Source organism: Siccirubricoccus deserti, from assembly GCF_014283215.1.
Lineage (GTDB): Bacteria > Pseudomonadota > Alphaproteobacteria > Acetobacterales > Acetobacteraceae > Siccirubricoccus > Siccirubricoccus deserti.
The window spans coordinates 37,199-57,611 of record NZ_JACOMF010000019.1 but is presented as its reverse complement, the minus strand read 5'-3'; the positions used below and the strand labels follow the sequence as shown (position 1 = coordinate 57,611).

15 protein-coding genes are annotated in these 20,413 nt (G+C 71.7%); 7 read left to right on the top strand and 8 right to left on the bottom strand.

The features are described 5' to 3' along the window. Nucleotides 1-97 precede the first annotated feature (97 nt). Entirely contained in the window at nucleotides 98-979 is an 882-nt protein-coding gene (locus H7965_RS16120; protein ID WP_186771616.1) for an isocitrate lyase/PEP mutase family protein, read from the top strand. Continuing rightward, a complete protein-coding gene (locus H7965_RS16115; RefSeq protein WP_186771615.1) occupies nucleotides 966-1,691 on the top strand; it encodes a haloacid dehalogenase type II in 726 nt (241 codons plus the stop codon). Before H7965_RS16120 ends, H7965_RS16115 begins: the two co-directional genes overlap by 14 nt. Before the next feature lie 265 nt (nucleotides 1,692-1,956). Here H7965_RS16115 and H7965_RS16110 read toward each other — a convergent pair whose 3' ends face one another. Continuing rightward, a complete protein-coding gene (locus H7965_RS16110) occupies nucleotides 1,957-2,490 on the bottom strand; it encodes a GNAT family N-acetyltransferase (protein WP_222440649.1) in 534 nt (177 codons plus the stop codon). 46 nt (nucleotides 2,491-2,536) lie between these two features. Further along, a complete protein-coding gene (locus H7965_RS16105) occupies nucleotides 2,537-3,694 on the bottom strand; it encodes an amidohydrolase (RefSeq protein WP_186771614.1) in 1,158 nt (385 codons plus the stop codon). 94 nt (nucleotides 3,695-3,788) lie between these two features. Here H7965_RS16105 and H7965_RS31740 point away from each other — a divergent pair, with 94 nt between their 5' ends. Together H7965_RS31740 and H7965_RS31735 are read left to right on the top strand one after the other, a co-directional pair. Continuing rightward, nucleotides 3,789-5,672, top strand: coding sequence for an autotransporter assembly complex protein TamA (locus H7965_RS31740; RefSeq protein WP_186771613.1), 1,884 nt, complete (start codon nucleotides 3,789-3,791; stop codon nucleotides 5,670-5,672). Beyond that, entirely contained in the window at nucleotides 5,672-9,445 is a 3,774-nt protein-coding gene (locus tag H7965_RS31735) for a translocation/assembly module TamB domain-containing protein (protein ID WP_186771612.1), read from the top strand. Before H7965_RS31740 ends, H7965_RS31735 begins: the two co-directional genes overlap by 1 nt. 45 nt (nucleotides 9,446-9,490) lie before the next feature. Here the strand turns inward: H7965_RS31735 and H7965_RS16090 are convergent, their stop codons facing one another. Then, nucleotides 9,491-10,516: an energy transducer TonB gene (locus H7965_RS16090; protein WP_186771611.1), complete on the bottom strand. Its 1,026-nt coding sequence runs from the start codon at nucleotides 10,514-10,516 to the stop codon at nucleotides 9,491-9,493. 10 nt (nucleotides 10,517-10,526) lie between these two features. Then, a complete protein-coding gene (locus tag H7965_RS16085) occupies nucleotides 10,527-10,808 on the bottom strand; it encodes a DUF6489 family protein (protein WP_222440648.1) in 282 nt (93 codons plus the stop codon). A 185-nt stretch (nucleotides 10,809-10,993) separates the two neighbouring features. Between H7965_RS16085 and H7965_RS16080 the strand changes: the two genes are divergently transcribed. Further along, entirely contained in the window at nucleotides 10,994-12,055 is a 1,062-nt protein-coding gene (locus H7965_RS16080) for an LLM class flavin-dependent oxidoreductase (protein ID WP_186771610.1), read from the top strand. Nucleotides 12,056-12,093: 38 nt separating this feature from the next. On the opposite strand, the gene H7965_RS16075 is transcribed toward H7965_RS16080, so the two are convergent. Further along, nucleotides 12,094-12,315 carry a con-10 family general stress protein gene (locus tag H7965_RS16075; protein WP_186771609.1) on the bottom strand — a complete coding sequence of 74 codons (222 nt, stop codon included), beginning with the start codon at nucleotides 12,313-12,315 and terminating at the stop codon, nucleotides 12,094-12,096. Nucleotides 12,316-12,569: 254 nt separating this feature from the next. Between H7965_RS16075 and H7965_RS16070 the strand changes: the two genes are divergently transcribed. Both H7965_RS16070 and H7965_RS16065 read left to right on the top strand, forming a co-directional pair. Beyond that, on the top strand, nucleotides 12,570-13,988 hold the full coding sequence (locus H7965_RS16070) for a CoA transferase (RefSeq protein ID WP_186771608.1): 1,419 nt from the start codon (nucleotides 12,570-12,572) through the stop codon (nucleotides 13,986-13,988). 617 nt (nucleotides 13,989-14,605) lie between these two features. Beyond that, the gene (locus H7965_RS16065; RefSeq protein WP_186771607.1) at nucleotides 14,606-15,793 is read left to right on the top strand and encodes a fatty acid desaturase; all 1,188 of its coding nucleotides are present in this window, start codon (nucleotides 14,606-14,608) and stop codon (nucleotides 15,791-15,793) included. A gap of 193 nt (nucleotides 15,794-15,986) precedes the next feature. Here H7965_RS16065 and H7965_RS16060 read toward each other — a convergent pair whose 3' ends face one another. Genes H7965_RS16060 through H7965_RS16050 form a run of 3 tightly spaced genes read right to left on the bottom strand, consistent with a single transcriptional unit; the run spans nucleotide 15,987 to nucleotide 20,406 of the window. Then, the gene (locus tag H7965_RS16060) at nucleotides 15,987-17,348 is read right to left on the bottom strand and encodes a sensor histidine kinase (protein ID WP_186771606.1); all 1,362 of its coding nucleotides are present in this window, start codon (nucleotides 17,346-17,348) and stop codon (nucleotides 15,987-15,989) included. Beyond that, nucleotides 17,345-18,547 (bottom strand): FIST signal transduction protein, encoded by a 1,203-nt coding sequence (locus H7965_RS16055; protein WP_186771605.1) that lies wholly within the window; start codon nucleotides 18,545-18,547, stop codon nucleotides 17,345-17,347. The genes H7965_RS16060 and H7965_RS16055 overlap by 4 nt, the downstream gene beginning before the upstream one ends. Then, nucleotides 18,544-20,406: a hybrid sensor histidine kinase/response regulator gene (locus H7965_RS16050; RefSeq protein WP_186771604.1), complete on the bottom strand. Its 1,863-nt coding sequence runs from the start codon at nucleotides 20,404-20,406 to the stop codon at nucleotides 18,544-18,546. Before H7965_RS16050 ends, H7965_RS16055 begins: the two co-directional genes overlap by 4 nt. Nucleotides 20,407-20,413: the final 7 nt, after the last annotated feature.

Genomic DNA, 20,413 nt, shown 5'->3' with positions numbered 1-20,413 from the left:
CCTTGCAGGCGGCGCATCCTGGCATGGATCGGCCGGCCCTTGCATCCGTGACGCAGCGCCCGATACTCGCGAGCAAGTCCAACCGAAGGACATCCCCATGGCCGATCCGCGCCTGAAAGCCGCCTTCGCGGCGCGCCGCTTCATCGTCGCCCCCGGCATCTTCGACATGATCAGCGCCAAACTCGCCGATGGCATGGGGTTCGAATGCCTCTACGTCACCTGCTTCGGCACCGTCGCCTCGCATCTGGGTGTCGCCGATGCCGGCATCGCCACCTACACCGACATGGTCGGCCGGGTGGGCGCCATGGCGCGCGGCACGAGGACGCCGGTCATCGCCGATGCCGACACCGGCTATGGCGGGCTGCTCAACGTCCGCCACACCGTGCTGGGCTATGCGGCGGCGGGGGTCTCCGGCATCCAGCTGGAGGATCAGGAGATGCCGAAGAAATGCGGCCATACCCCCGGCCGTCGCGTCATCCCGGCCGAGGAGATGGCGCTGAAGATCCGGGTCGCGGCTGAGGCGCGGCACGACCCGAACTTCCTCATCGTCGCCCGCACCGATGCCCGCACCACGCTGGGGCTGGAGGAGGCGATCCGCCGCGGCCGGATCTATGCCGAGGCCGGCGCCGACGTCATCTTCATCGAAAGCCCGGAGAGCGAGGCGGAGATGCAGGCGATCGGCCGCGCCATTGACAAGCCGCTGCTCGCCAACATGGTCGAGGGCGGCCGCACCCCGATCCTGCCGGCGGCCCGGCTGGCGGAGATCGGCTACGCCATGGCGATCTACCCGGCGATCGGCTTCCTCGCCGCCGCGGCGGCGCTGGAGAAGGCCTATGCCCATCTCAAGGCCACTGGCGACAGCGCCGCGATCGGCGAGAGCTACGGCTTCGGCCGGATGACCACGCTCATGGGCTTCCCGGAGGTCTGGGAGTTCGAACAGCGCTGGGCCCAAGGGGGGACAAGTGATGGCGCGATTTGATGGCGTGAAGGCGCTGGTGTTCGACGTCTTCGGCACGGTGGTGGACTGGCGCGAGGGCATCGCCCGCGATGCCGCCGTCTTCCTCGCCCGGCACGGCCGCGGCGACATCGATCCGCGCGGCTTCGCGGATGCCTGGCGGCAACGCTACCAGCCGGCGATGGAACAGGTGCGCAGCGGCCGCCGGCCCTTCACCCGGCTGGACGTGCTGCACCGGGAGAATCTGGAAGGCGTGCTGAACGATCATGGCATCAATGCCGGGATGATCAGCGAGGATGAGCTGGACGACCTCAACCGCGCCTGGCACCGGCTCGATCCCTGGCCGGAGGCGGTGGCGGGGCTGACCCGGCTGAAGCGGAGGTTCATCATCGCGCCGCTGTCGAACGGCAATATCGCGCTGCTGCTGAACATGGCGAAGCGCGCCGGCCTCCCCTGGGACGCGATCCTCGGCGCCGAGGTGGCGCAGGCCTACAAGCCGGAGCCGGAGGCTTATCTGCGCACCGCCGAGGTACTCGGCATCCGCCCCGCCGAGCTCTGCCTCGTCGCGGCGCACAACGGCGATCTGAAGGCCGCGCGCGGCTGCGGTCTGGCGACCGCCTTCGTCCCGCGGCCGGCGGAGCATGGGCCCGGCCAGACCAAGGATCTCGCGCCCGCCGAGCCCTGGGATGCGGTGGGCAAGGATTTCCAGGACCTCGCCCATAAGCTGGGCTGCTGACCGGGCGGTACGGATCCTCACCGCACGGCCCGGCCGTTGCGGCTGGCGGCATGGCGCGCGGCATCCGCACCGCGCACCTTGCCGTCCACGCCTCTTCCTGCGATACGCCGGGCTCGTTGCGCTGGCCCGCCGCGACTTACGCTGAACATCGATGCGTTCGGCCGACCGCCAATTGTAGCCTTCAGCAGTTGATCGCTTTGGCGACGGGCCTGCCCTGCTGCTGATCATGGCGCCGCAGGCGGGCGGCTGCGGCACCTCCAGTGGTTCAATCGGCGGCGGGCAACGGCGTGTCCTGCTCCTGCCGCACCGCTCCGCGTCCCATGAACCTTGCCCCCGCGCCGTAGCTCGCCAGCGCCCCCGCATCCGCGCAGGGCAACTCACGAAAGCCCAGCCGCGACCAGTAATCCACCGCCTCCGCCAGCGCGACCAGCGTTGCCCGCCGTGGCCCGAGCACCACCCGCACCACCGCCGCCGCATGGCCTGCGCCACGTGCCTCCGGCGCCAGCGCCACGTCGTGGATGTGCCAGGCGCCGGGCCGCGCCGGCAGCCGGCCCAGCAGCGCGTCCAACGGCGGCGGCGCCAAACCGGTCCAGGGATGCATCACCGCATAGCCGAGCAGCGCGTCGCCACATGCCAGCACCCGGCAGCCGGCAGGCGCCAGGGCCAGGCGTTCGGCGAAGACCGCCGGGGATTCCGGATGCTCCGGGTGCAGTGCTTCGGCCAGCGCCGCCACCGCGGGCAGGTCGCCCGCCAGCATGGCGCGCCAGCTCAGGCCCATGCGGACGGGCGCGGCCGGCACGGCGCGGCGGATTCAAGCCAGGTCTGGCGCAACGGGAGCACCACCCCTACCCCGCCGCCAGCGCCCGCTTCGCCACCTCGGCCAGGTAGCGGCTCGCCACCGGCAGGATCGCATCGTTGAAGTCATAGGCCGGGTTGTGCAACTCGCGCCCCCCATCGCCCGGACCATTGCCGATCCAGACGAAGGCGCCGGGCACCTGCTTCAGGAACCAGGAGAAATCCTCGCCCGTCATCGCCGGGGCCAGGTCGCGGCGCAACTCCGTCACCGCGCCAGCCGCCGCCGCGGCCAGCTCGCGCTCCGCCGGATGGTTCGCCGTCACCGGCACGCCAACCCGGAACTCCACCTCCGCCTCCAGCCCGAAGGCTGCGGCGATGCCGCCGGCGATGCGGCGCATGCCCTGCTCGATCGCCGTGCCGGTGGCATCGGTCAGCCAGCGCGCGGTGCCCTTCAGCCTCGCCCGGTGGGATACCTGGTTCTGCGCCTCCCCGGCCTCGGCCACCGTCACGCTGACCACGCCAGCCTGCAGCGGGTCGATGTTGCGGGCGATGATGGATTGCAGCGCGACGATGCAGTGGCCGGCGCCAAGCATCGGGTCGCGGGTCAGATGCGGCAGGGCGGCGTGGCCCGCATGGCCCTCGAAGGAGATGGCGAAGCGGGCGCCGGCGGCCATCACCGCGCTGTCGTGCACCGCAATGGTCCCGGCCGCCAACCCGGGCCAATTATGCCAGCCGAAGATCCGCTCCATCGGGAAGCGGGCGAAGAGGCCAGCGGCGATCATCGCCCGGGCGCCGCCGCCGCCCTCCTCCGCCGGCTGGAACACCAGATGCACCGTGCCGGACCAGTCGGGATCGGCGACCAACAGCGCGGCGGCACCCAGCAGCGCCACGGTATGCCCGTCATGGCCACAGGCATGCATCACCCCGGGCACGATGGAACGATATGGCAGCAGCGGATTCAGCTCTTGGATCGGTAGCGCATCCATGTCGCCGCGCAGCCCGACCGCGCGGTTGCTGCCTGTCCCGCCAGCGCGCCGGATGGTACCCACCACACCGTGACCGCCGACGCCTTCCACCACATCGACGCCCAACGCCCGCAGTTTCTCGGCAACGAAGACGGCGGTCGGACCCTCATGCAGGGTCAGTCCGGGGTTGGCATGCAGGTGGCGACGCCAGCCGGTCAGTTCATCTATGAGTAAAGCATCCATCGAAGCAGCCTAGTGTCACCTCTGGACGCCCGCCACCATCGGTCGAATCGGAAACCAGTTGGGAACCCGCACGCTATCAGGCGCTTCCGCAATAGTGCCACCAGCCCTACGACGCCTCCTCCCTGCCCTGCTGCTGATGCTGGCCGGCCTCGCGCTGGCGCAGGAAGCCGCCCCGCCGCCGGAGCCGGCCGAGGTGCTGCCCTATGCGCTGGAGATCGTCCCGACCGGCGATGATGCGCTCGACGCCGCGCTGGCCGCCTCCTCGCAGCTGGCCGCGCTGCGCGAACCGGCGCCGACCAGCGCCGGCGGCGTCATCGGCCGGGCCGAGGGGGACCGGGAACGACTGCAGCAGGCTCTGCAATCGGAAGGCTACTGGGGTGGCACGACGCGGATCATCCTGGACGGCCAGCCGCTCGGCAGCCCCAACCTGCTGGAACGGCTGGAGGCCAGCCGCACTCGCCCACTGCCGATCCGGATCGAGGCGACGCCGGGCGAGCGCTACCGCATCGCCAGCGTCACCGTCCGCGCCGCCGACCCAGCCGAGGCCGCCGCGGTCGCCGCCGTCACCGCCACCCCCTTCGGCCTTGCCCCCGGCGACCCGGCCCGCGCCGCGCCGGTGCTGGCGGCGGAACGCACCCTGCTGGACCGGCTGCTCGCCGCCGGCCATCCGCTGGCGACGGTCGCCAACCGGGAAACCCTGGTGGACCACGACCGCAAATCCATGGAGGTGGCCTGGCACCTCGCCCCCGGCCCCGCCGCCCGTTTCGCCCACCCGGTGGTGGAGGGCGCGACCCAGGTGGACCAGGGCTTCCTGCAGCGCCAGGCATCGCGCATCGCCGGCGAACCCTACAGCCCGGCGCGGCTTGAGCAGCAGCGGCGCGACCTGATGGCGCTCGGCGTCTTCGGCTCGGTTCGCTCCCGGGCGGCGGAGCGGCTCGACCAGACCGGCAATCTGCCGGTGACCTTCACCGTCGCCGAGCGGGCACGCCACGCGGTCGGCTTCAGTGCCGCCTATGAGACCAACTACGGCCCCTCCGCTAGGGTCTATTGGGAACACCGCAACCTGTTCGGCGGCGCCGAGCGGCTAAGGCTGGAAGCCGAGGTGGCGCGGCTTGGCGCCGGCGGCGGCCTCGACAAATCCACCTACCGGATCGGCGCCAGCTACCGCGACCCAGGCGCGCTCGACAGGCTGCTCGGGCCGGATTGGAGCCTGCTCGGCAATGCCGCGGCGCTGCGGGAACGGCTGGACGCCTATGACCGCGACGCCATCACCGCCTCCCTGCTGGTGGAGCGGCGGGTGAGCGAGCGGCTCAGCTACAATCTCGGTCCGGTGATGGATTTCGGCAGCATTGGCCCCCCTGACGGCAAGCTGGACCCTTACCAGATCGCCGGCTTCCAGTTCGGTGGGCGCTATGACGGCGCCGACAGCCTGCTCGACCCGTCCAAGGGTTACCGAGTGAGTGGCACCCTGACCCCATCCTGGAGCTTCCGTGATTCCGCCGCCTTCGCACCGTTGCGGGTGACCGGCAGTACCTATTTCGACCTGCTGGGCGAGAAGCGCGGGATCCTGGCGATGCGCGGCACCATCGGCTCGCTGATGGGGGCCGGCACCGGAGAGGTGCCGCGGCACCAGCGCTACTACGCCGGTGGCGGCGGCTCGGTGCGCGGCTACGACTACCAGTCGATCGGCCCGCGCGACGAGCGCAACAGGCCTTCCGGCGGCGCCAGCCTGCTGGAGGCGAGCGTCGAGTGGCGCCAGCGGATCTGGGGCGACATCGGCGGCGTTGCCTTCGTCGATGCCGGTACGGTCGGGGTGACCTCGGCGCCGGATTTCTCCTCGCTGCGGGTCGGGGCCGGGCTCGGCGTGCGGTACTACACCGCCATCGGCCCGATCCGCGCCGATGTGGCGCTGCCGCTGGTCAGGCAGCCAGGTTCGTCGGGCTACGGCCTCTATGTCGGGATTGGTCAGGCATTCTAGTGAAGCGCATCGCGAAGTGGGTGTTCGGCGGCCTGGCGTTGCTGGTGATGCTGCCATTGCTGGCAGTTGCGGGCGGGCTGGTCTGGGTGAACACCGAGGGCGGGCGTGAGAGCTTGGCCAGGCTCGCCGCGGCGCAGGTGCCGGGGCTCACGATCGAGGGGCTGCACGGCCCGCTGCCGGGGCATCCCGGCGTCGCCCGGGTGACCATGGCCGATGAACAGGGCGTCTGGCTGGTGCTGGAGGACGCCCGGATCGACCTCGATCTGCTGGCACTGGCCCGGCGCAGCGTCCGCATCAAGGTGATCGAGGCGGCGCGGGTGGTGATGGAGCGTCCGCCGGCCGCCGGCGACACCCCGCCCGAGCCGACCCAGCCCGGCGAGACCGTGCTGCCGCAACTGCCGAGCCTGCCGGTGACGGTCGAACTCGACCGGTTGGCGATCGATCGGCTGGAGTTGGGCGAGGCGCTGCTGGGCCAGACGGCAGCCTTCTCCGCCGGCGGCAATGCGCGGCTGGCGGCCGGGGCGCTGCATGCCAATCTCGACCTGCGCCGACTGGACCGGGAGGGTGGCGCCACTCTCGCCCTGGCGCTGACCCCGGCGGAGGACCGGCTCTCGGCGAAGCTCGCGGCGCGCGAGGCGGCAGGCGGCCTCGGCCCGACCCTGGCCGGCTTCCCCGACCAGCCGCTGGCGCTGGACCTCACCCTGGATGGCCCGGCCAGCGGCGCGGCGCTGACGCTCCGCGGCGGGTTGGGGCCGGATATCGCCATCACCGCCGATGGCACAATTCGCGCCCGGCCGGATGGCGCGCTGGGCGCGACCCTGCGCGGCGCGGTGCGGGCCGCGCCGCTGCTGCCGCCCGATGCCGCGCCGCTGGCGACCCCGCTGACCTTCGCGCTCGATGCCGACATGGCGGCCAACCAGCGCGTCGCCCTGCGCGAGCTCGCACTGCAACTGCCGGCCGGCACCGCCACCGCCACCGGCACCGCCGCCCTGGCGACCGAGGCGCTGGATTTGCGGCTGGTGCTCGACCTCGCCGCCTCCACCCGCTTCGGCGCGCTGCTGCCGGTCGGCCTCGCCTGGCAGGGGGTGCATGCCGAGGCGGCGATCGGCGGCACCATCGGCCGGCCTACCATCGACCTCACCGCCACCCCCGCAGGCTTTGCCACCGGCGTTGCCCAGGCCGATGCGGTGCTCGGCCCGACGCCGCGGCTGGCGCTCAAGGCCGCCCTGCCCGGCCCCGAACTCGACCTCCGCCTGGAGGGCGCCGAGGGGCGGCTGACCGCCGCCGGCAGCCTGGCCGAGCCCATCGCCCTCGATGCAACCCTGTCGCTGCCGAGGCTGGCGGTGCTCGGTGGCGGCTCCGAAGGCGCGCTGGAGGCGCGTGTCCAGGCCAGCGGCAAGCTCACCGACCCGGATCTGGTCGTCACCGCCCGCTCCGGCCGCATCGCCGTTGCCGGACGGGTGCTGGAAGGGCTGGCGCTGGATGCCACCATCGCCACCCCGGCCACCGCGCCGCGCGGCACCGCAACCCTGGATGGCAAGTTGGACGGACTGCCCCTCGCCCTCGCCTTCCGCGGCCAGCCGGAGGGCTCGATGGTGCGGATCGAGCAGGGCGAGGCGCGGCTGGGCCCGGCCACCCTCACCGCCACCGGCATGCTCGATCCGGCCGGGCCGGTGTTCGACGGCGAGGCACGGCTGGAGGCATCCGACCTCGCCCCGCTCGGCCGCCTCGCCGGACAGCCCGGCCTCGGCGGGCGGCTGAGCCTGACGGCGACGCTGACGCCGCGCGACGGGATGCAGGGCTTTGACGCGAAGCTGGACGCTCCGCGCCTCGCCTATGGCGAGACTGCGGGCAGCCTGCAGGCGACGGTTGCCGGCACCCCGGTGGCGCTCGACTGGACCCTGCAAGGCCGCGCCCCCGAAGGCTCAGTCGAGGGCCGTGGCCGGGTGAGCCAGATCGAGGGCGGCTGGCGGCTGGCGCTGGCGGCGTTGGAAGCGCGGGCCATGGAGGAAAGCCTTCGCCTCGCCGCCCCCACCCAGGTGACCCTCGGCGGCGACGGCGGGGTGGAGCTGGCGCCGCTGGCCCTGCAGATCGGCCGCGGCGGGCAGTTGCGAGCCTCCGGACGCTGGGGCCCGGAGCGGGCCGACATCACCGCCACCCTCACTGCCCTGCCACTGGCGATCGCCGAGCGCCTCGCACCCGATGTGAAGCCGCGCGGCACTCTCGCCGCCGAGCTGCGCGCCACCGGCCCGGTGGCGAAGCCGGAGCTCCGCCTGACCCTGAACGGCGAGGGGCTCGGCGCCGGCGCCGATTGGGCACAGGGCCTGCCTGCCCTCGGGCTGCGCGCCGAGGCCAATCTCAACGGCACCGCCGTCACCGCCCGCGCCGAGTTGGCGGCCGGGCCGGCCGGCACCCTGACCGCCACCGCCAGGCTGCCGGAGGGCTTCGGCCCCACGGCGTCGCTCGCCGCCACCCTGGATGGCGGGCTGAACATCGCGCCGCTGGCGCAGCCCTTCCTCGCCGCCGGGGCGGACCGGGTGGCCGGGCGGCTGGCGGTGGCACTGCGGGCGGAGGGCACCGTGGGCGCGCCGCGCTTCGGCGGCCGGGCCATGCTGTCGGGCGGCGACTACCGCAATGCCGCGCTCGGCGTCCGGCTGCGGGACATCACCGGCATGCTGACCGGCGACGGCACGCGGCTGGTGATTGAGCAGCTCCGCGCCCGCACCGCCGGCAACGGCAGCATCACCGTCAGCGGCACTGTCGATGCCGGGGCACCGGGGTTCCCGGCCGACATCACCATCGCCGCCCGCAATGCCCAGCCGGTGGCATCAGACCTCGTCACCGCGACCATCGGCGCCGATCTGAAGGTCACCGGCCCGCTCACCGGCGGCGGCCAGGTGGCCGGCGAGGTGCGCATCCAGCAGGCGGAGATCCGGGTGCCGCAGACCCTGCCCACCAGCGTGCCAACCCTGGAGAACGTCCGCCATCGCGGCCGCGCCGCGCCCGGCGTGCTGCCGCCGCCGCGCCCCGCCGCGCCGCCTTCCGGTCCGCCGGCCCCGCCACTCGGCCTGGCGGTGAAGCTGGTGGCGCCGCGCGGGGTCTTCATCCGCGGGCGTGGCATCGATGTGGAGCTGGGCGGCAGCATCGACATCGGCGGCACCGTCGCCGCGCCGGTGCCGAACGGCAGCCTGACCCTCCGCCGCGGCACGCTGGACGTGCTGGCGCGCCGGCTGAACTTCCAGCGCGGCAGCATCAGCTTCGCCTCCGGCACGCTGATGCCGCAGCTCGATCTTGCGGCGCAGGCCACGGCGCGGGCCACCACCATCACCGTCTCGGTCAGCGGGTCACCGGCCGCGCCGGAGGTGAAGTTCAGCTCCTCGCCCGAGCTGCCGCAGGATGAGATCCTGGCCCGGCTGCTGTTCGACCGCGCCACCAGCAACCTCTCGCCCTTTGAGATCGCTCAGCTCGCCCAGGCGCTGGCGCAGCTGACCGGCATCGGCGGTGGTGGGGCCAGCCCGTTGGACAAGGTGCGCAGCGCCCTCGGCCTCGACCGGCTCGGGGTCTCGGGCGGCGAGGGCAGCACCGGGGCTTCGGTGGAGGCAGGGCGCTATGTGGCGCCGGGGGTCTACCTCGGGGTCCGGCAGGGCACTCACGGCGGCCAGACCGGCGTCGGTGTGCAGGTGGAGATCACCCCCAACCTGAAGCTGGAAGGCCAGACCGCGACCGGCCCGGCCGGCGACCGCGTTGGGCTGTCCTACGAGTTCGAGTACTGAGGCCGGCGACCCGGTGCCATCGGAGGCAGGGTCCCGCGGTGCCGCTCAGCGGATCAGGATGTAGTGGATCGTCAGGTCCACGGTGACGCCGCCCGGGTCCGCGCCGGCCGGGAAGGGCGGCAGGTTGGCGCCGCGGAACAGGCTCAGCGTCCCGGCATCCAGCCAGACCGAGCCGGATTGGCGAACCAGCCGGGCCGAGCGCACCCTGCCATCCGGCGCCACCTGCAGTTCCACCCGGTTGGTCCCCTGCTCGCCAACCACCCGGGCATTCTCCGGATAGCGCTTGTTTTCCTCCAGCCAGCGGCGGAAGGCATTGCGCCAGTCGGGCCCGACCTTGGCGCCACGCACATCGGTTTCCGGCTCCACCGAGAACCGCCCCGGCGGCGGCAGCGGCCCGAGCGCCAAGTCGAGCCGGCGGCGCGGGGCCTCCGGCCGTGACGGCGCCGGCCGGGTTTGCGGCCGGGTGAGCGCCAGTGCCTCCGGCAGGTAGAGGCCCGGTAGCCGCTGCGGCGCTGGCGCGGCTTCGCCCCGCGGTACCTCCCGTGGTGGGGCCGGCGGGGGTGGCGGCAGCGGCAGCGGGGCGGGCACCGGCCGCGGCGGCAGCACCGCCACCTGCGGGTCGGGGCGCGGCGGCGCCGGCGGTGGTGCCGCGGTCTCCGGCTGCGCGGGCGGCGGCATCGGCGGGGCGGGCTCAGCCAACAACGGCGGCGCGGTGGGCGGCCGTGGCGTCTCCGGCACGGGCAGATCAGGCAGCGGCGGCGGCGCTGGCGGGGCGGCCACGGATGGCGGCTCAGGCGGCGGGGCGGTGCGCTCAGCCTGGGCCTCGGCCTCCGGCTCGCCCGGCCGGTCCGGTGCGCCGGACTGGTAGTAGACCGCATAGGCCGGCGGCGGCAGCGGCTCCGGCGGCTTCTCCCGCGTCAGCAATGCCAGCATCACCAGCGCGAAGAAGCCGAGGTGCAGCAGCACCGAAGCGGCGACCGGAGCGCGTCGCCGCCAGCGGTCGCGCCGCCATCCTCCGCGCCGGCCGCGGTCGCGCGGCCGCAGCGCCGGGTCGGCGATCAACCCGGCCATCGCCCGCGGATCAGTCCTTGTCCTGCCGCGGACCCGGTCCCGGCCAGCCGCCACTGCCCGGGGTGAACATGCGGAACAGCCCGGCGACCGCGTCGCGCAGTTGGTCCGACGATTGCGGCGCCATCGGCATCCAGGCCTTGAGCAGCGCCTCGGGGGAGGCGGCGGCGATCGCCTCCAGCATCTGCTGCTGCAGCTTGGCCATCACCGCCTCCTGCATCGGCTGCAGGTCGGGCAGGCCGAGGAAGCGCCGGGCTTCTTCCGGGGTGCAATCGACCTCGAGGTTGACCTTCATCGCTGTCCCTGATGCTGATGCGCTGGCTCTCCACCCTGGCATATGGCCCACACCGGGCGCCGCTGCCAGCGTGGCGGCAACAGCGTTACGAAGCCGCCCGGGCGCCGCAATGCCGCCGCCCGCCCGCGGCTTGCCGCGGCGTGCCAAGCGGCTAGGCTTGCCTGCCCTGCCGAACGGAGAGACGCATGCGCTTCAGCAATTTCCTGTTCCCCGAAAGCCGGGAGCCGGAGAGCGACGCCCGCGTCATCGCCGAATGCATTGCCGAGGCCCAGCTCTGCGACGCGCTTGGCGTCGAGGTGCTGTGGCTCGCGGAGCACCATTTCGACGGCAATTGCGCCTATGTCGACCCGACCACCTTCGCCGCCGCGGTGCTGGCGGCGACGACGCGGCTGAAGGTCGGCTTCGCCGTGGCGCAGGTCTCGCTGCACCACCCGGTGCGCCTCGCCGAGCAGATCGCGCTGCTCGACAACCTTGGCCAGGGCCGGCTGATCGTCGGCCTCGGCCGCGGCACCGCCTACAACGTCTACGAATACCAGGGCTACGGCATCGACTGGCAGGAGGCGCAGGCGCGATATGAGGAGGCCGAGGCAATCATGCTGAAGGCCTGGAACAGTCCCTCCGGCTTCGAGCACAAGGGAAAGTTCTGGGACCTGAAGGCACCCCGGCTGCGCCCTGCCTGCTACACCACGCCGCATCCGGTGGTGCTGCGCGCCGCCTCCTCCGAAGAAGGTGCGCTGCATCTCGCGCGGCGCGGCCTGCCCTTCATGATGAATGTGCAGTCGCTGGAGGCGACGCGGCACCGCCTCTCCGCCTATCGCGCCGAGCTTGCCGCAAGCGGCCATGACGAGGCGACCATCGCCCGCTGCATGGATGAAAGCTGGGTCTGGCGCAACGTGGTGGTGGCCGAGACCGACGCCGAGGCGGCGCGCATCGGCATCCCCGCCTTCGAGGCGATGCAGCAGCACCGCCGCGAGATGCGGGAGAAGGTCTATGCGGAGCAGGGCATCCGCATGGTGCAGGAGGTGGTGCCGCCAGCCCGGGTGCAACTGGACCACGCGCTGATCCATGGCTCGCCCGCCACCGTCGCGGCGCGGATGGCGGAAATCGACCGCACCGGCGTCGGTGGCGTGATCTGCTCCTTCCGGCTCGGCCCGATGTCGGCGGAGGCAACAAGGGAATCGATCCGGCTGTTCATGACCCGGGTCGCGCCGGAGTTCCAGGGCGGCCACGCGGCGGCGGCCGAATAGCGCTCAACCCCGCCGCACGCCGGGCGCCGCAGGTATCGCTACTTCTTCTCGGCGTCGCGCCGGCCGCCGTGGCTGTGCTGCCCGCCCTTGCGGCCGGCCTCGGCGGCCTTCTGCCGGTCATTGGCGAAATTACCGGGGTTGTTCTCCTTGCCCTGGTGCATGCCGCCGATATGGCCGGCTTCGCGCGCCTTTTCCCGGTCATTGGCGAAATTACCGGGGTTGCCCTTGCCGCCACCGGCCGAAGATTGCTGGTTGGCCATGGTGCTGTCCGTTCGTCCCGATGTTGCGGCGCCGTCCCTGTGACGACTCCGTCCCCTCTGAACGCTCGACACCGCCCCCGTTTCCCGCTGACGTTGGCGAAGTTTGGACATTCCGGGAACGGTTTCGACGCCGCGGGTGGGGAAGTCGCATGCTGTGGAGCCGCTGCACGGGCCGGCCGATCACCTGCGTGGATCGCCGGCTGGTGACGGCCCGTGGGGAACGGCGATAGGCTCTTGGCAGGGAGATCCTGCACATGGCCGATCCGACGTCGCATGCCATTCTTGCCGCGCTGTGGCGCCTGGCGGGGCTGCCGCCAGACGCGCTGGGCCAGGTGGCGCTGCCGGGGGCGGAGCCGGCTCTGCCCTCTTCCTTCCGGATCGGCGCCGCCGCCCAGGCAACCATCGCCGCCACCACCGCCGCGGTGGCCGAGCTGCACCGGCGGCGCGGCGGCCCGGCACAGGAGGCGCGGGTCGAGATGCGCCATGCCGCCGTCGAATTCCACAGCGAGCACTATCTGAAGCGCGGCGGCGAGCAGCGCGGCGCCCGCTGGGATGACATCGCCGGCACCTACCGCTGCGGCGACGGCCGCTTCGTCCGGCTGCACACCAATTTCCCGCACCATCGCGCCGGGGTGGTGTCGCTGCTCGACGGGGCGGCGACGCGGGAGGCGGTGGCGGCGGCGCTCGGCGGCTGGAAGGCCTTTGACTTCGAGCAGGCGGCAGCGGAGGCAGGGCTGTGCGTCTCCGCAATGCGCAGCTTCGCCGAATGGGATGCGCATCCGCAGGGCCAGGCGGTCGCCAGCCTGCCGCCGCTGCGCATTGAGCGGATCGGCGATGCGCCGCCCACGCCGCTGCCGCCGCTGGGCGCGCGGCCGCTGGAAGGGCTGCGGGTGCTCGACCTGACACGGGTCATCGCCGGGCCGGTCTGCGGCCGGACCCTGGCGGCGCATGGCGCCGATGTGCTGCACATCAGCGCCGCGCATCTGCCGAGCTTCGACGATCTCGTCGTCGACACCGGCCGCGGCAAACGCACCGCCTCGCTCGACCTGCGCAGCGCCGCCGGGCGCGAGACGCTGCGGCGATTGGCGCGCGGCGCGGATGTATTCCTGCAGGGCTACCGGCCCGGCGCCATCGCCGGCCATGGCTTCGCCCCCGCCGATCTGGCGGCGCTGCGGCCCGGCATCGTCTGCACCGCGCTCTCGGCCTATGGCGAGGTCGGCCCCTGGGGCGGGCGGCGCGGTTTCGACAGCCTGGTGCAGACCGCCAGCGGCTTCAACCATGCCGAGGCGGTGGCGGCTGGCGCCGATCCCGCCGATGCGGCGCCGAAGGTGCTGCCCTGCCAAGCGCTCGACCATGCTTCCGGCTATCTGCTGGCCTTCGGCACGCTGGCGGCGCTGCTGCGGCGGGCGGAGGAGGGCGGCAGCTGGCAGGTGCGGGTCTCGCTGGTCGGCACCGGGATGTGGTTGCGCGGGCTGGGGCGGCTGGCCGAAGGCTTCCGGGCGACGGTACCGGCGATGGACGAGCTCGGCGCTGTGCTTGAGGAGAGCGAAAGCGGCTTCGGCCGCATCACCGCATTGCGGCATTCGGGGCAACTGGCGGAGACGCCGGCCTATTGGGCCCTGCCCTCAGTGCCACTCGGAACCCATGCGCCGGCCTGGGCCCAGAGCCATTGACCAGCGCGAGTTCCCGCTGGCGTCGCCTCCCTGGCGGAGCGGGCGGATCGGGCAGGGCATCGCCTCGAAAACGCGATCAGCATCGATGTGCACGGAACAGGCTACCGGCGCCGGACCCTGGGTTGATTGCTTTCGGCGCGCCAGCAACCCGCTATAGCAATAGCGCCAGCTTCGAGATGCAATAAATCTCGAAGAATTGATGTATGGCGGCATGAAACAATTTTCCGTTCCGTGTCGGAGACAGCTGAGCCGGGGGCCGGAGGTAGGCTTCTCAGCCTGCCGGTTCGCATCGCATCGGATCCTGTGGCCGTTACCACTCAAGCCATCCTAATCGCAGCAAATTAGGGACTTATTGTGCAAGCCTTGATCGCTGGCAGGAAGGTCTTAAGTCGTATTTACGACACTTTTGCCGGTACATGCTGCAGCTTTCGCGGCGGCAAGCACAGAATAGTGTTCAACTTATTAACGCATCGCGATTGATAGACCGCGGATGCGACTTTTCTGCGGCCGTACTATCCCCAGGACACCAAAGCTCGTTTCGTTGCTACTCCTTGCTGCCAGGCTACCTCATTCCAAGAGGGTGCCGATAAGGCCTGCACAGCAAGGAGTAGAATTGCATGACCCTGATCAGCGATGTGACCGCGGACACGCGGATCCTCACCTCGTTCAGCTTGCCGGTCGATCCCAGGACGCGCATGGCAGCCCGCCTTCCCAGCTGGATCCAGCCCTTCCTGACTTGGCTGACGGCCAAGCCCGCCCCTGGGGAAGCCCCTGCCGGACGCCGGGCGGAAAGCTTCGTCTCCGGGGCGCTTGGATGGATCCTCGCGGGCTGTGTGCTGTCGCTTTGCCCATTTCTGTTGTCAGAATCGACACTGGCAATATGGCTGCTGCTGCCGATCGGCCTTACCGCAACCTGCTGCGGCCTCGGCTTGTTCCAGGTGGTGGTGTTCCATCATTGCTCGCACGGGACCGTGTTCAGCAGCCGCGAGCGCAACCGCCAGGTTGGCCGGCTGATCTCGGCCCTGCTGCTGTTCAAGCGCTTCGACGACTACCAGCGCGAGCACATGCTGCACCACAGCCCGCGGAAGCTGCTGACGGAGGAAGATGAGTTCGCCGATTTTGTGCTCGGCATGTGTGGCCTGGAGCCGGACATGCCGAAGGCCGAGCTGTGGCGCCGCGTCGCCATCAACCTGATCTCCCCGGGCTTCCACGCCCGCTTCCTGCAACGCCGGCTGAGCGCCAGCCTGATGACCGGCGACCGGGCCCATGACTGGGTCGGCCGCGTCGCTTGGATCGGTGCGATCGGCGCGGCGGCGGCAACCGGGATGCTGCTCGAATTCGCCGTGGTCTGGGTGCTGCCGGTCACTGTGCTGCTGCAGATGGCGACGGTGCTGCGGATTCTCTGCGAGCATCGCTTCCCGGAGCCGGAGGTGATGGCGGTGCGCGACCGCGAATTCGTCTGCCATGCAACCGCCGGCGTTTTTCCGGGTTCCGCCCCGCCGGAGCTGTCGGCGACGACCCCAGAAGGCATGCTGCAATGGACACTCTGGTGGGTGGATTTGCTGACCGTGCAGCTCTTCGTCCGGCTGTTCGTGCTGGTGGGCGATGCGCCCTGCCACGACTTCCACCACCGCAAGCCGGCGACGCGCCGCTGGGCCGACTACATCCATGCCCGGCAGGCGGATCTCGACGCCGGCTCTCCCGGCTTCCCGACCGGCTACTTCGAGACCTGGGGCCTGTTCCGGGCGATCGACCAGAATCTCGAAACCCTGGCGGCGACGACGCCCGAAGCCATCGGCCGATGACACGGCTTGCCACGACACCGGCGCGTCCCGGCAGCGGGGCCGATGCGGGCGTGGCCGGGACGATGCCCGCGCCCGAAGGGTGCGGGAGGCAAGGGCTCGGTCACCGGAGCCGGTGGCGGGTGCGCCCTCGTCTGGCCGCAGGCCAGGCGGGCCGGCATCGCCGGCCGCTCGCCGTGGCGGTCCGGGCAGCCGGTCAGCCTGCCCCGGCGAAGCGGACCCGCTCGCGCGGCAGGCTTACAGTGACCGTAGTGCCCTGGTCCGGCACGCTGTCGACTGCCAGGGTCGCGCCATGCGCCTCGGCCAGCCCCATGGCGATCGGCAGGCCAAGGCCGGCGCCGCCAAAGCTGCGTGCCAGGGTGCTGTCGATCTGCTGGAACGGCTCGAGTGCCCGCGGAATGTCCTCGGCCCGCATGCCGATGCCGGTGTCGCGCACCGTCAGCACCACTGTGTCGCCGCTCCGCTCCGCACCGATCCGCACCGTCGCCCCGTCACGCGAGAATTTCACCGCATTGCCGAGCAGGTTGTGCAGCACCTGGCGAAACCGGAGTGGATCGACGAACAGCTCCAGCTGCGGCTCGGTCGGCAGGATCTCCACCTCGACGCCGCGGCGGTGCCCCGCGCCCGCAGCCATGCTCGCCACCTCCGCCAGGATCCGCTCGGCCGGCAGCCATTCGGGGTTCAGCGACGGCAATGCGCTCTCGATGCTCGAATAATCGAGGATGCCGTCGATCAGCGCCAGCAGATGCCGGCCGGCACCAAGGATCTGTTCCGCATATTCCTGCCGGTTGGCGAGGGTCAGCTGGTAGGGGGAGGCCGGGGCCATCATCTCCGAATAGCCGATGATGGCATTCAGCGGCGTGCGCAGCTCATGCGTCAAGGTCGCCAGGAAGCGCGACCGGGCATTGCTCGCCCGCTCGGCCGCCGCCTTGGCCGCGCGCAGCTCGACCTCGGCGCGCTTCCTCAGCAGCACGTCGATGTAGACCGACAGCGCGCCCTCGATCAGCTCCTGGTCGCCGGATTCGAAGGGCCGGCTGACGTTGCTCTCCGACTGGTTGCCGATGATCACGGCATGGCCGCTCGACCGATCGAAGGCCCAGAGCACGTAAGGCAGCCGCAGGATTCCGGTCAGCTCATAGGCCGGCGGCTCGATCAGGGTGCGGGAGGTGGTGAAGAAGAAGCTCGGTGGCGATGGGATGCAGACCGGCGGCATGCTCTCCGCGCCAAGCGGGCCGATCGCATGGGTCGCCCGGAAATAGCCGGGGCCGAGCGCTGGATCCAGGCTGAGCAGCGCCGCGCCGTCGCACAGCGTGTTCTCGACGATCATCTCGAGCATCGGCATGCCGATGCCCTCGGGCGTCGAATCCGCATCGGCGAGGCGATAGGCCTCGCGGATCAGCTTGGCGACGGTGCGGCTGCGGCGTGCCTCGCGAAAGGCCTGGCTCTGCTCCTCCTGCAGCCGCAGCAGCCGGGCGCCGAGGTCGTTGCATTCGCGCCGGTAATAGGCAAGCTCACGCTCCAGCTGACCGAGGTTGGCGGGCAGCACGCGTGCCGTCACTGCCTCCGCCTCCGCAGCACGGTGAGCACGCCGGTCCAGTCGAGCGGCCGGCTCTGCCCGCCGGCGAAGGGGGCGATCTCGACCCCGGAGTAGAAGCCGAGCAAGGGCACCGCGCGGCCCAGGCCCTTCACCACCAGCTCCGCCTCCTCGATCGGCGCGCCGCTGCGCGCACTGCCGCGCCCGGCGCAATCGATGTAGAGGCCGAGCAGGGGTTCGCCGCCGGCAATCGTGGCATTCATCGCAGCAACGCCGCGCCGCACCGATTCCAGCATCAGGGAATTGTCGCGGCTCATGATCTGTACCTGGGTGCCTCGGGCGAAATCCGGCTCGAACAGGGTGACCGCGCCGGTGTCCGGCTCGGCACGCAGGATGAGGCGGTTGACGTAGGCATTCTCGTCATAGGGCGCGAAGGGGTCGCCCTGCTTCTGGCCAAGGGTGGCGACCAGCGACAGCTCCTGCCCACGCGAGCCGCCGAGCGGCAGGCCCAGCATGCGCTCAATGACGGTAAGCGCCGGACGGCCGTCGAGCTCGTAGACATCGGCGCCCTCGATCCGGGTGATCTCCATGAAGGTGCTGACCGGCCGGCAACCATGCATGATGACCGTCTCGGCCGTGATCTCGGGCGGGAAGACAAGGGCCACGGCGGCGTGCTTCACCACGCCTTCGCCGTCAAAGACCCAACCGCCGGTCAGGTTCATGTCGGTCAGCAACCCACCGCCGAGCAGGCAGACCGCGCCTGTCCCGAAGCCGGCGTGGAAGCCCTCGACGATCGAGCTGGCGTGGTGCAGCCGCAGCGGGGCGGTGCTGGCGACGCTGTCGAACAGCATCAGGACCACTGCATTGTCGGCGGCAATCCGGCGGACCTCGGTGCCCAGCATCTGCCCGGCGATGCGCTCATCGGGCAGCAGGTTCCGGGTGACCAGCGCGGTCGGCGTCGTCGATGGGGTCATGAAGGCAATCAGCCCGAGCTCGAAGCCCCCATAACCGAAGCCGTCCCGACCAATGGCGCCGGCGGCGGAGCCGCCGAACACCGGCGTCGCCCCATAGGCCCGGCGCAGCTCCGCCAGCACCGCCTGCGGTTCCAGCTTGCCGCCGCAGAAGGCGATCAGCATCTGCGGCGTGCCGCTGCCCATCGCGGCGATGCAGCGCCTGACGGCCACCACCGGATCGGAGTGCTTGGCGTAGCCGACAGCAATCATACAAGTCCCTCGTTGGCGTGCGGCATGCTGCACTGCGGCATGCTGTAGTCCCGTTGCCGGGCCGGCGCCACGCCATGGCCGCCATCATCGGCAGAACCCGCCTCGACCAGCCGTGCCAGGCAATCCGCCAGTTCGGACGGCGACACCGGCTTGCGCAGCAGGGCGAAGCCGCCGCGCGCCGCCAGCGGCGCCACATCGGCCAGCTTGCCGGTGCCGGTCAGCAGCACCGCGCCGAGCCCCGGCCGGCGCGTCCGCGCCGCATGGATCAGCGCGATGCCGTCCATGCCCGGCATCGCCAGGTCGGTGACCAGCACGTCACAGGGCTCGCCGGCCTCGAGCAGGGCCAGCGCCTGGCCGGCATCCTCCGCCTGCTGCACCTCATAGCCCTCATGCCCGAGGCACTCGGCGAGGTAGCGGCGCATCATCGGCTGGTCCTCGACGATCAGCGCCCTGCCGTGCGCCGCCGTCGCGTCGCGCGCCACGCTCTTCGCCTCCGCCGCCCGCGGCAGCCATAGCGTGACCGTGGTGCCCTGGCCCGTTATGCTGGCGATGTGCATGGCGCCGCCGGCCTGGCCGGCGAAGCCATCCGCCATGGACAGGCCGAGGCCGGTTCCCTTGTCGCGCGGCTTGGTGGTGAAGAAGGGTTCGGCGGCGCGGGCCAGGGTCGCCTCATCCATGCCGGTGCCGGTGTCGGCGACCCAGATGCGGATGTAATGCCCGGGCGCGAGGCTGCCGCGGCCGAGCGAGGCCGGCCCGGGGGGGCGGGCGGCGACCCGATCCTCGGCGGCGCCGAGGGTGACGGTGCCGCCGCCGGGCATGGCATCCCGCGCATTGACCGCCAGGTTGATCAGGGTCGTCTCCAGCTGCGCCTGGTCCACCCGGAGCGGCGGCAGGTTTCCCGGCACGTCGAGCACCACCCGGACCGCCGGGCCAAGCGCATTCGCCAGCACCGCCTTCAGGTTCAGCAGCAGGTCGCCCGGATCAAGGTCGCCGGCGCGCTGCTCCTCCCGCCGGGCGAAGGCCAGCAGGCGGCGCGATATGGCGGTGCCGCGCTCCGCCGCCTCGCGCACGCCGGCGAGCAGGCGCCGCGGCCCGGTGCCGGCGGCGGCGAGCAGGGCGCCATGGTGCTTCTCCAGCAGCGCGATCCCGGCCAGCACCGCGGCGGAGGAATTGTTGAAGTCATGCGCGACGCCACCGGCGAGCTGGCCGAGGGCCTCGAGCTTCTGGGCGTGACGCAGCCGGTCCTGCGCCGCGGCCCGGGCGGCGGCCTCGGCGGCGAGCTGGGCGGTGCGTTCCGCCACCCGCCGCTCCAGGGTGGCGTTCAGCTCGCGCAGCGCCGCCTCGGCCGCCTTGCCTTCGGTGATGTCGACGCTGCAGCCGACATAGCCGAGCAGCGTGCCATCGGCGCCGATCTGCGGCTGCGCCTCACAGCGGTGCCAGCGGATCTCCCCGGCCGCGGCGATGACGCGCACCTCGGTCCGGAAGCTCTGCCGGCAGCCGCAGGCGGTGGCGAAGGCGAGGTTGAACGCCTCGAAATCATCGCCGTGGACAAGGCTGCGCCAGCCATCGACGCGCCCCGGCTCGAGCCTTGCGCCGAAGCTCTCCTCGAACCGGCGGTTGACGTAGACGATCCGCCCGGCCTCGTCGGTGACCCACATCAGTGCCGGGACATCATCGGCAACGTCATAGGGGCTGATCCGGGCGGCCTGTTCGGCGATGGCGGTCGAGAACGGGCGCCAGCCGGCTGGCCGTGCCCTGCCCTCCGGCAGATCATTGCGACCGCGGGCAGGCTGGCGCGCCGGCGTTGCAACCGCCGCGGTATTGTCCTGTATCGGCTTGGGCGCCTCTGAGGTGATCATGAGACAA

Bases quoted from the DNA above. Each gene is read 5' to 3' on its own strand.
- H7965_RS16120 (WP_186771616.1), top strand. From the start codon at position 98: ATGGCCGATCCGCGCCTGAAAGCCGCCTTCGCGGCGCGCCGCTTCATC.
- H7965_RS16115 (WP_186771615.1), top strand. From the start codon at position 966: ATGGCGCGATTTGATGGCGTGAAGGCGCTGGTGTTCGACGTCTTCGGC.
- H7965_RS16105 (WP_186771614.1), bottom strand. From the start codon at position 3,694: ATGGATGCTTTACTCATAGATGAACTGACCGGCTGGCGTCGCCACCTG.
- H7965_RS16090 (WP_186771611.1), bottom strand. From the start codon at position 10,516: ATGGCCGGGTTGATCGCCGACCCGGCGCTGCGGCCGCGCGACCGCGGC.
- H7965_RS16085 (WP_222440648.1), bottom strand. From the start codon at position 10,808: ATGAAGGTCAACCTCGAGGTCGATTGCACCCCGGAAGAAGCCCGGCGC.
- H7965_RS16080 (WP_186771610.1), top strand. From the start codon at position 10,994: ATGCGCTTCAGCAATTTCCTGTTCCCCGAAAGCCGGGAGCCGGAGAGC.
- H7965_RS16075 (WP_186771609.1), bottom strand. From the start codon at position 12,315: ATGGCCAACCAGCAATCTTCGGCCGGTGGCGGCAAGGGCAACCCCGGT.
- H7965_RS16070 (WP_186771608.1), top strand. From the start codon at position 12,570: ATGGCCGATCCGACGTCGCATGCCATTCTTGCCGCGCTGTGGCGCCTG.
- H7965_RS16065 (WP_186771607.1), top strand. From the start codon at position 14,606: ATGACCCTGATCAGCGATGTGACCGCGGACACGCGGATCCTCACCTCG.
- H7965_RS16055 (WP_186771605.1), bottom strand. From the start codon at position 18,547: ATGATTGCTGTCGGCTACGCCAAGCACTCCGATCCGGTGGTGGCCGTC.
- H7965_RS16050 (WP_186771604.1), bottom strand. From the start codon at position 20,406: ATGATCACCTCAGAGGCGCCCAAGCCGATACAGGACAATACCGCGGCG.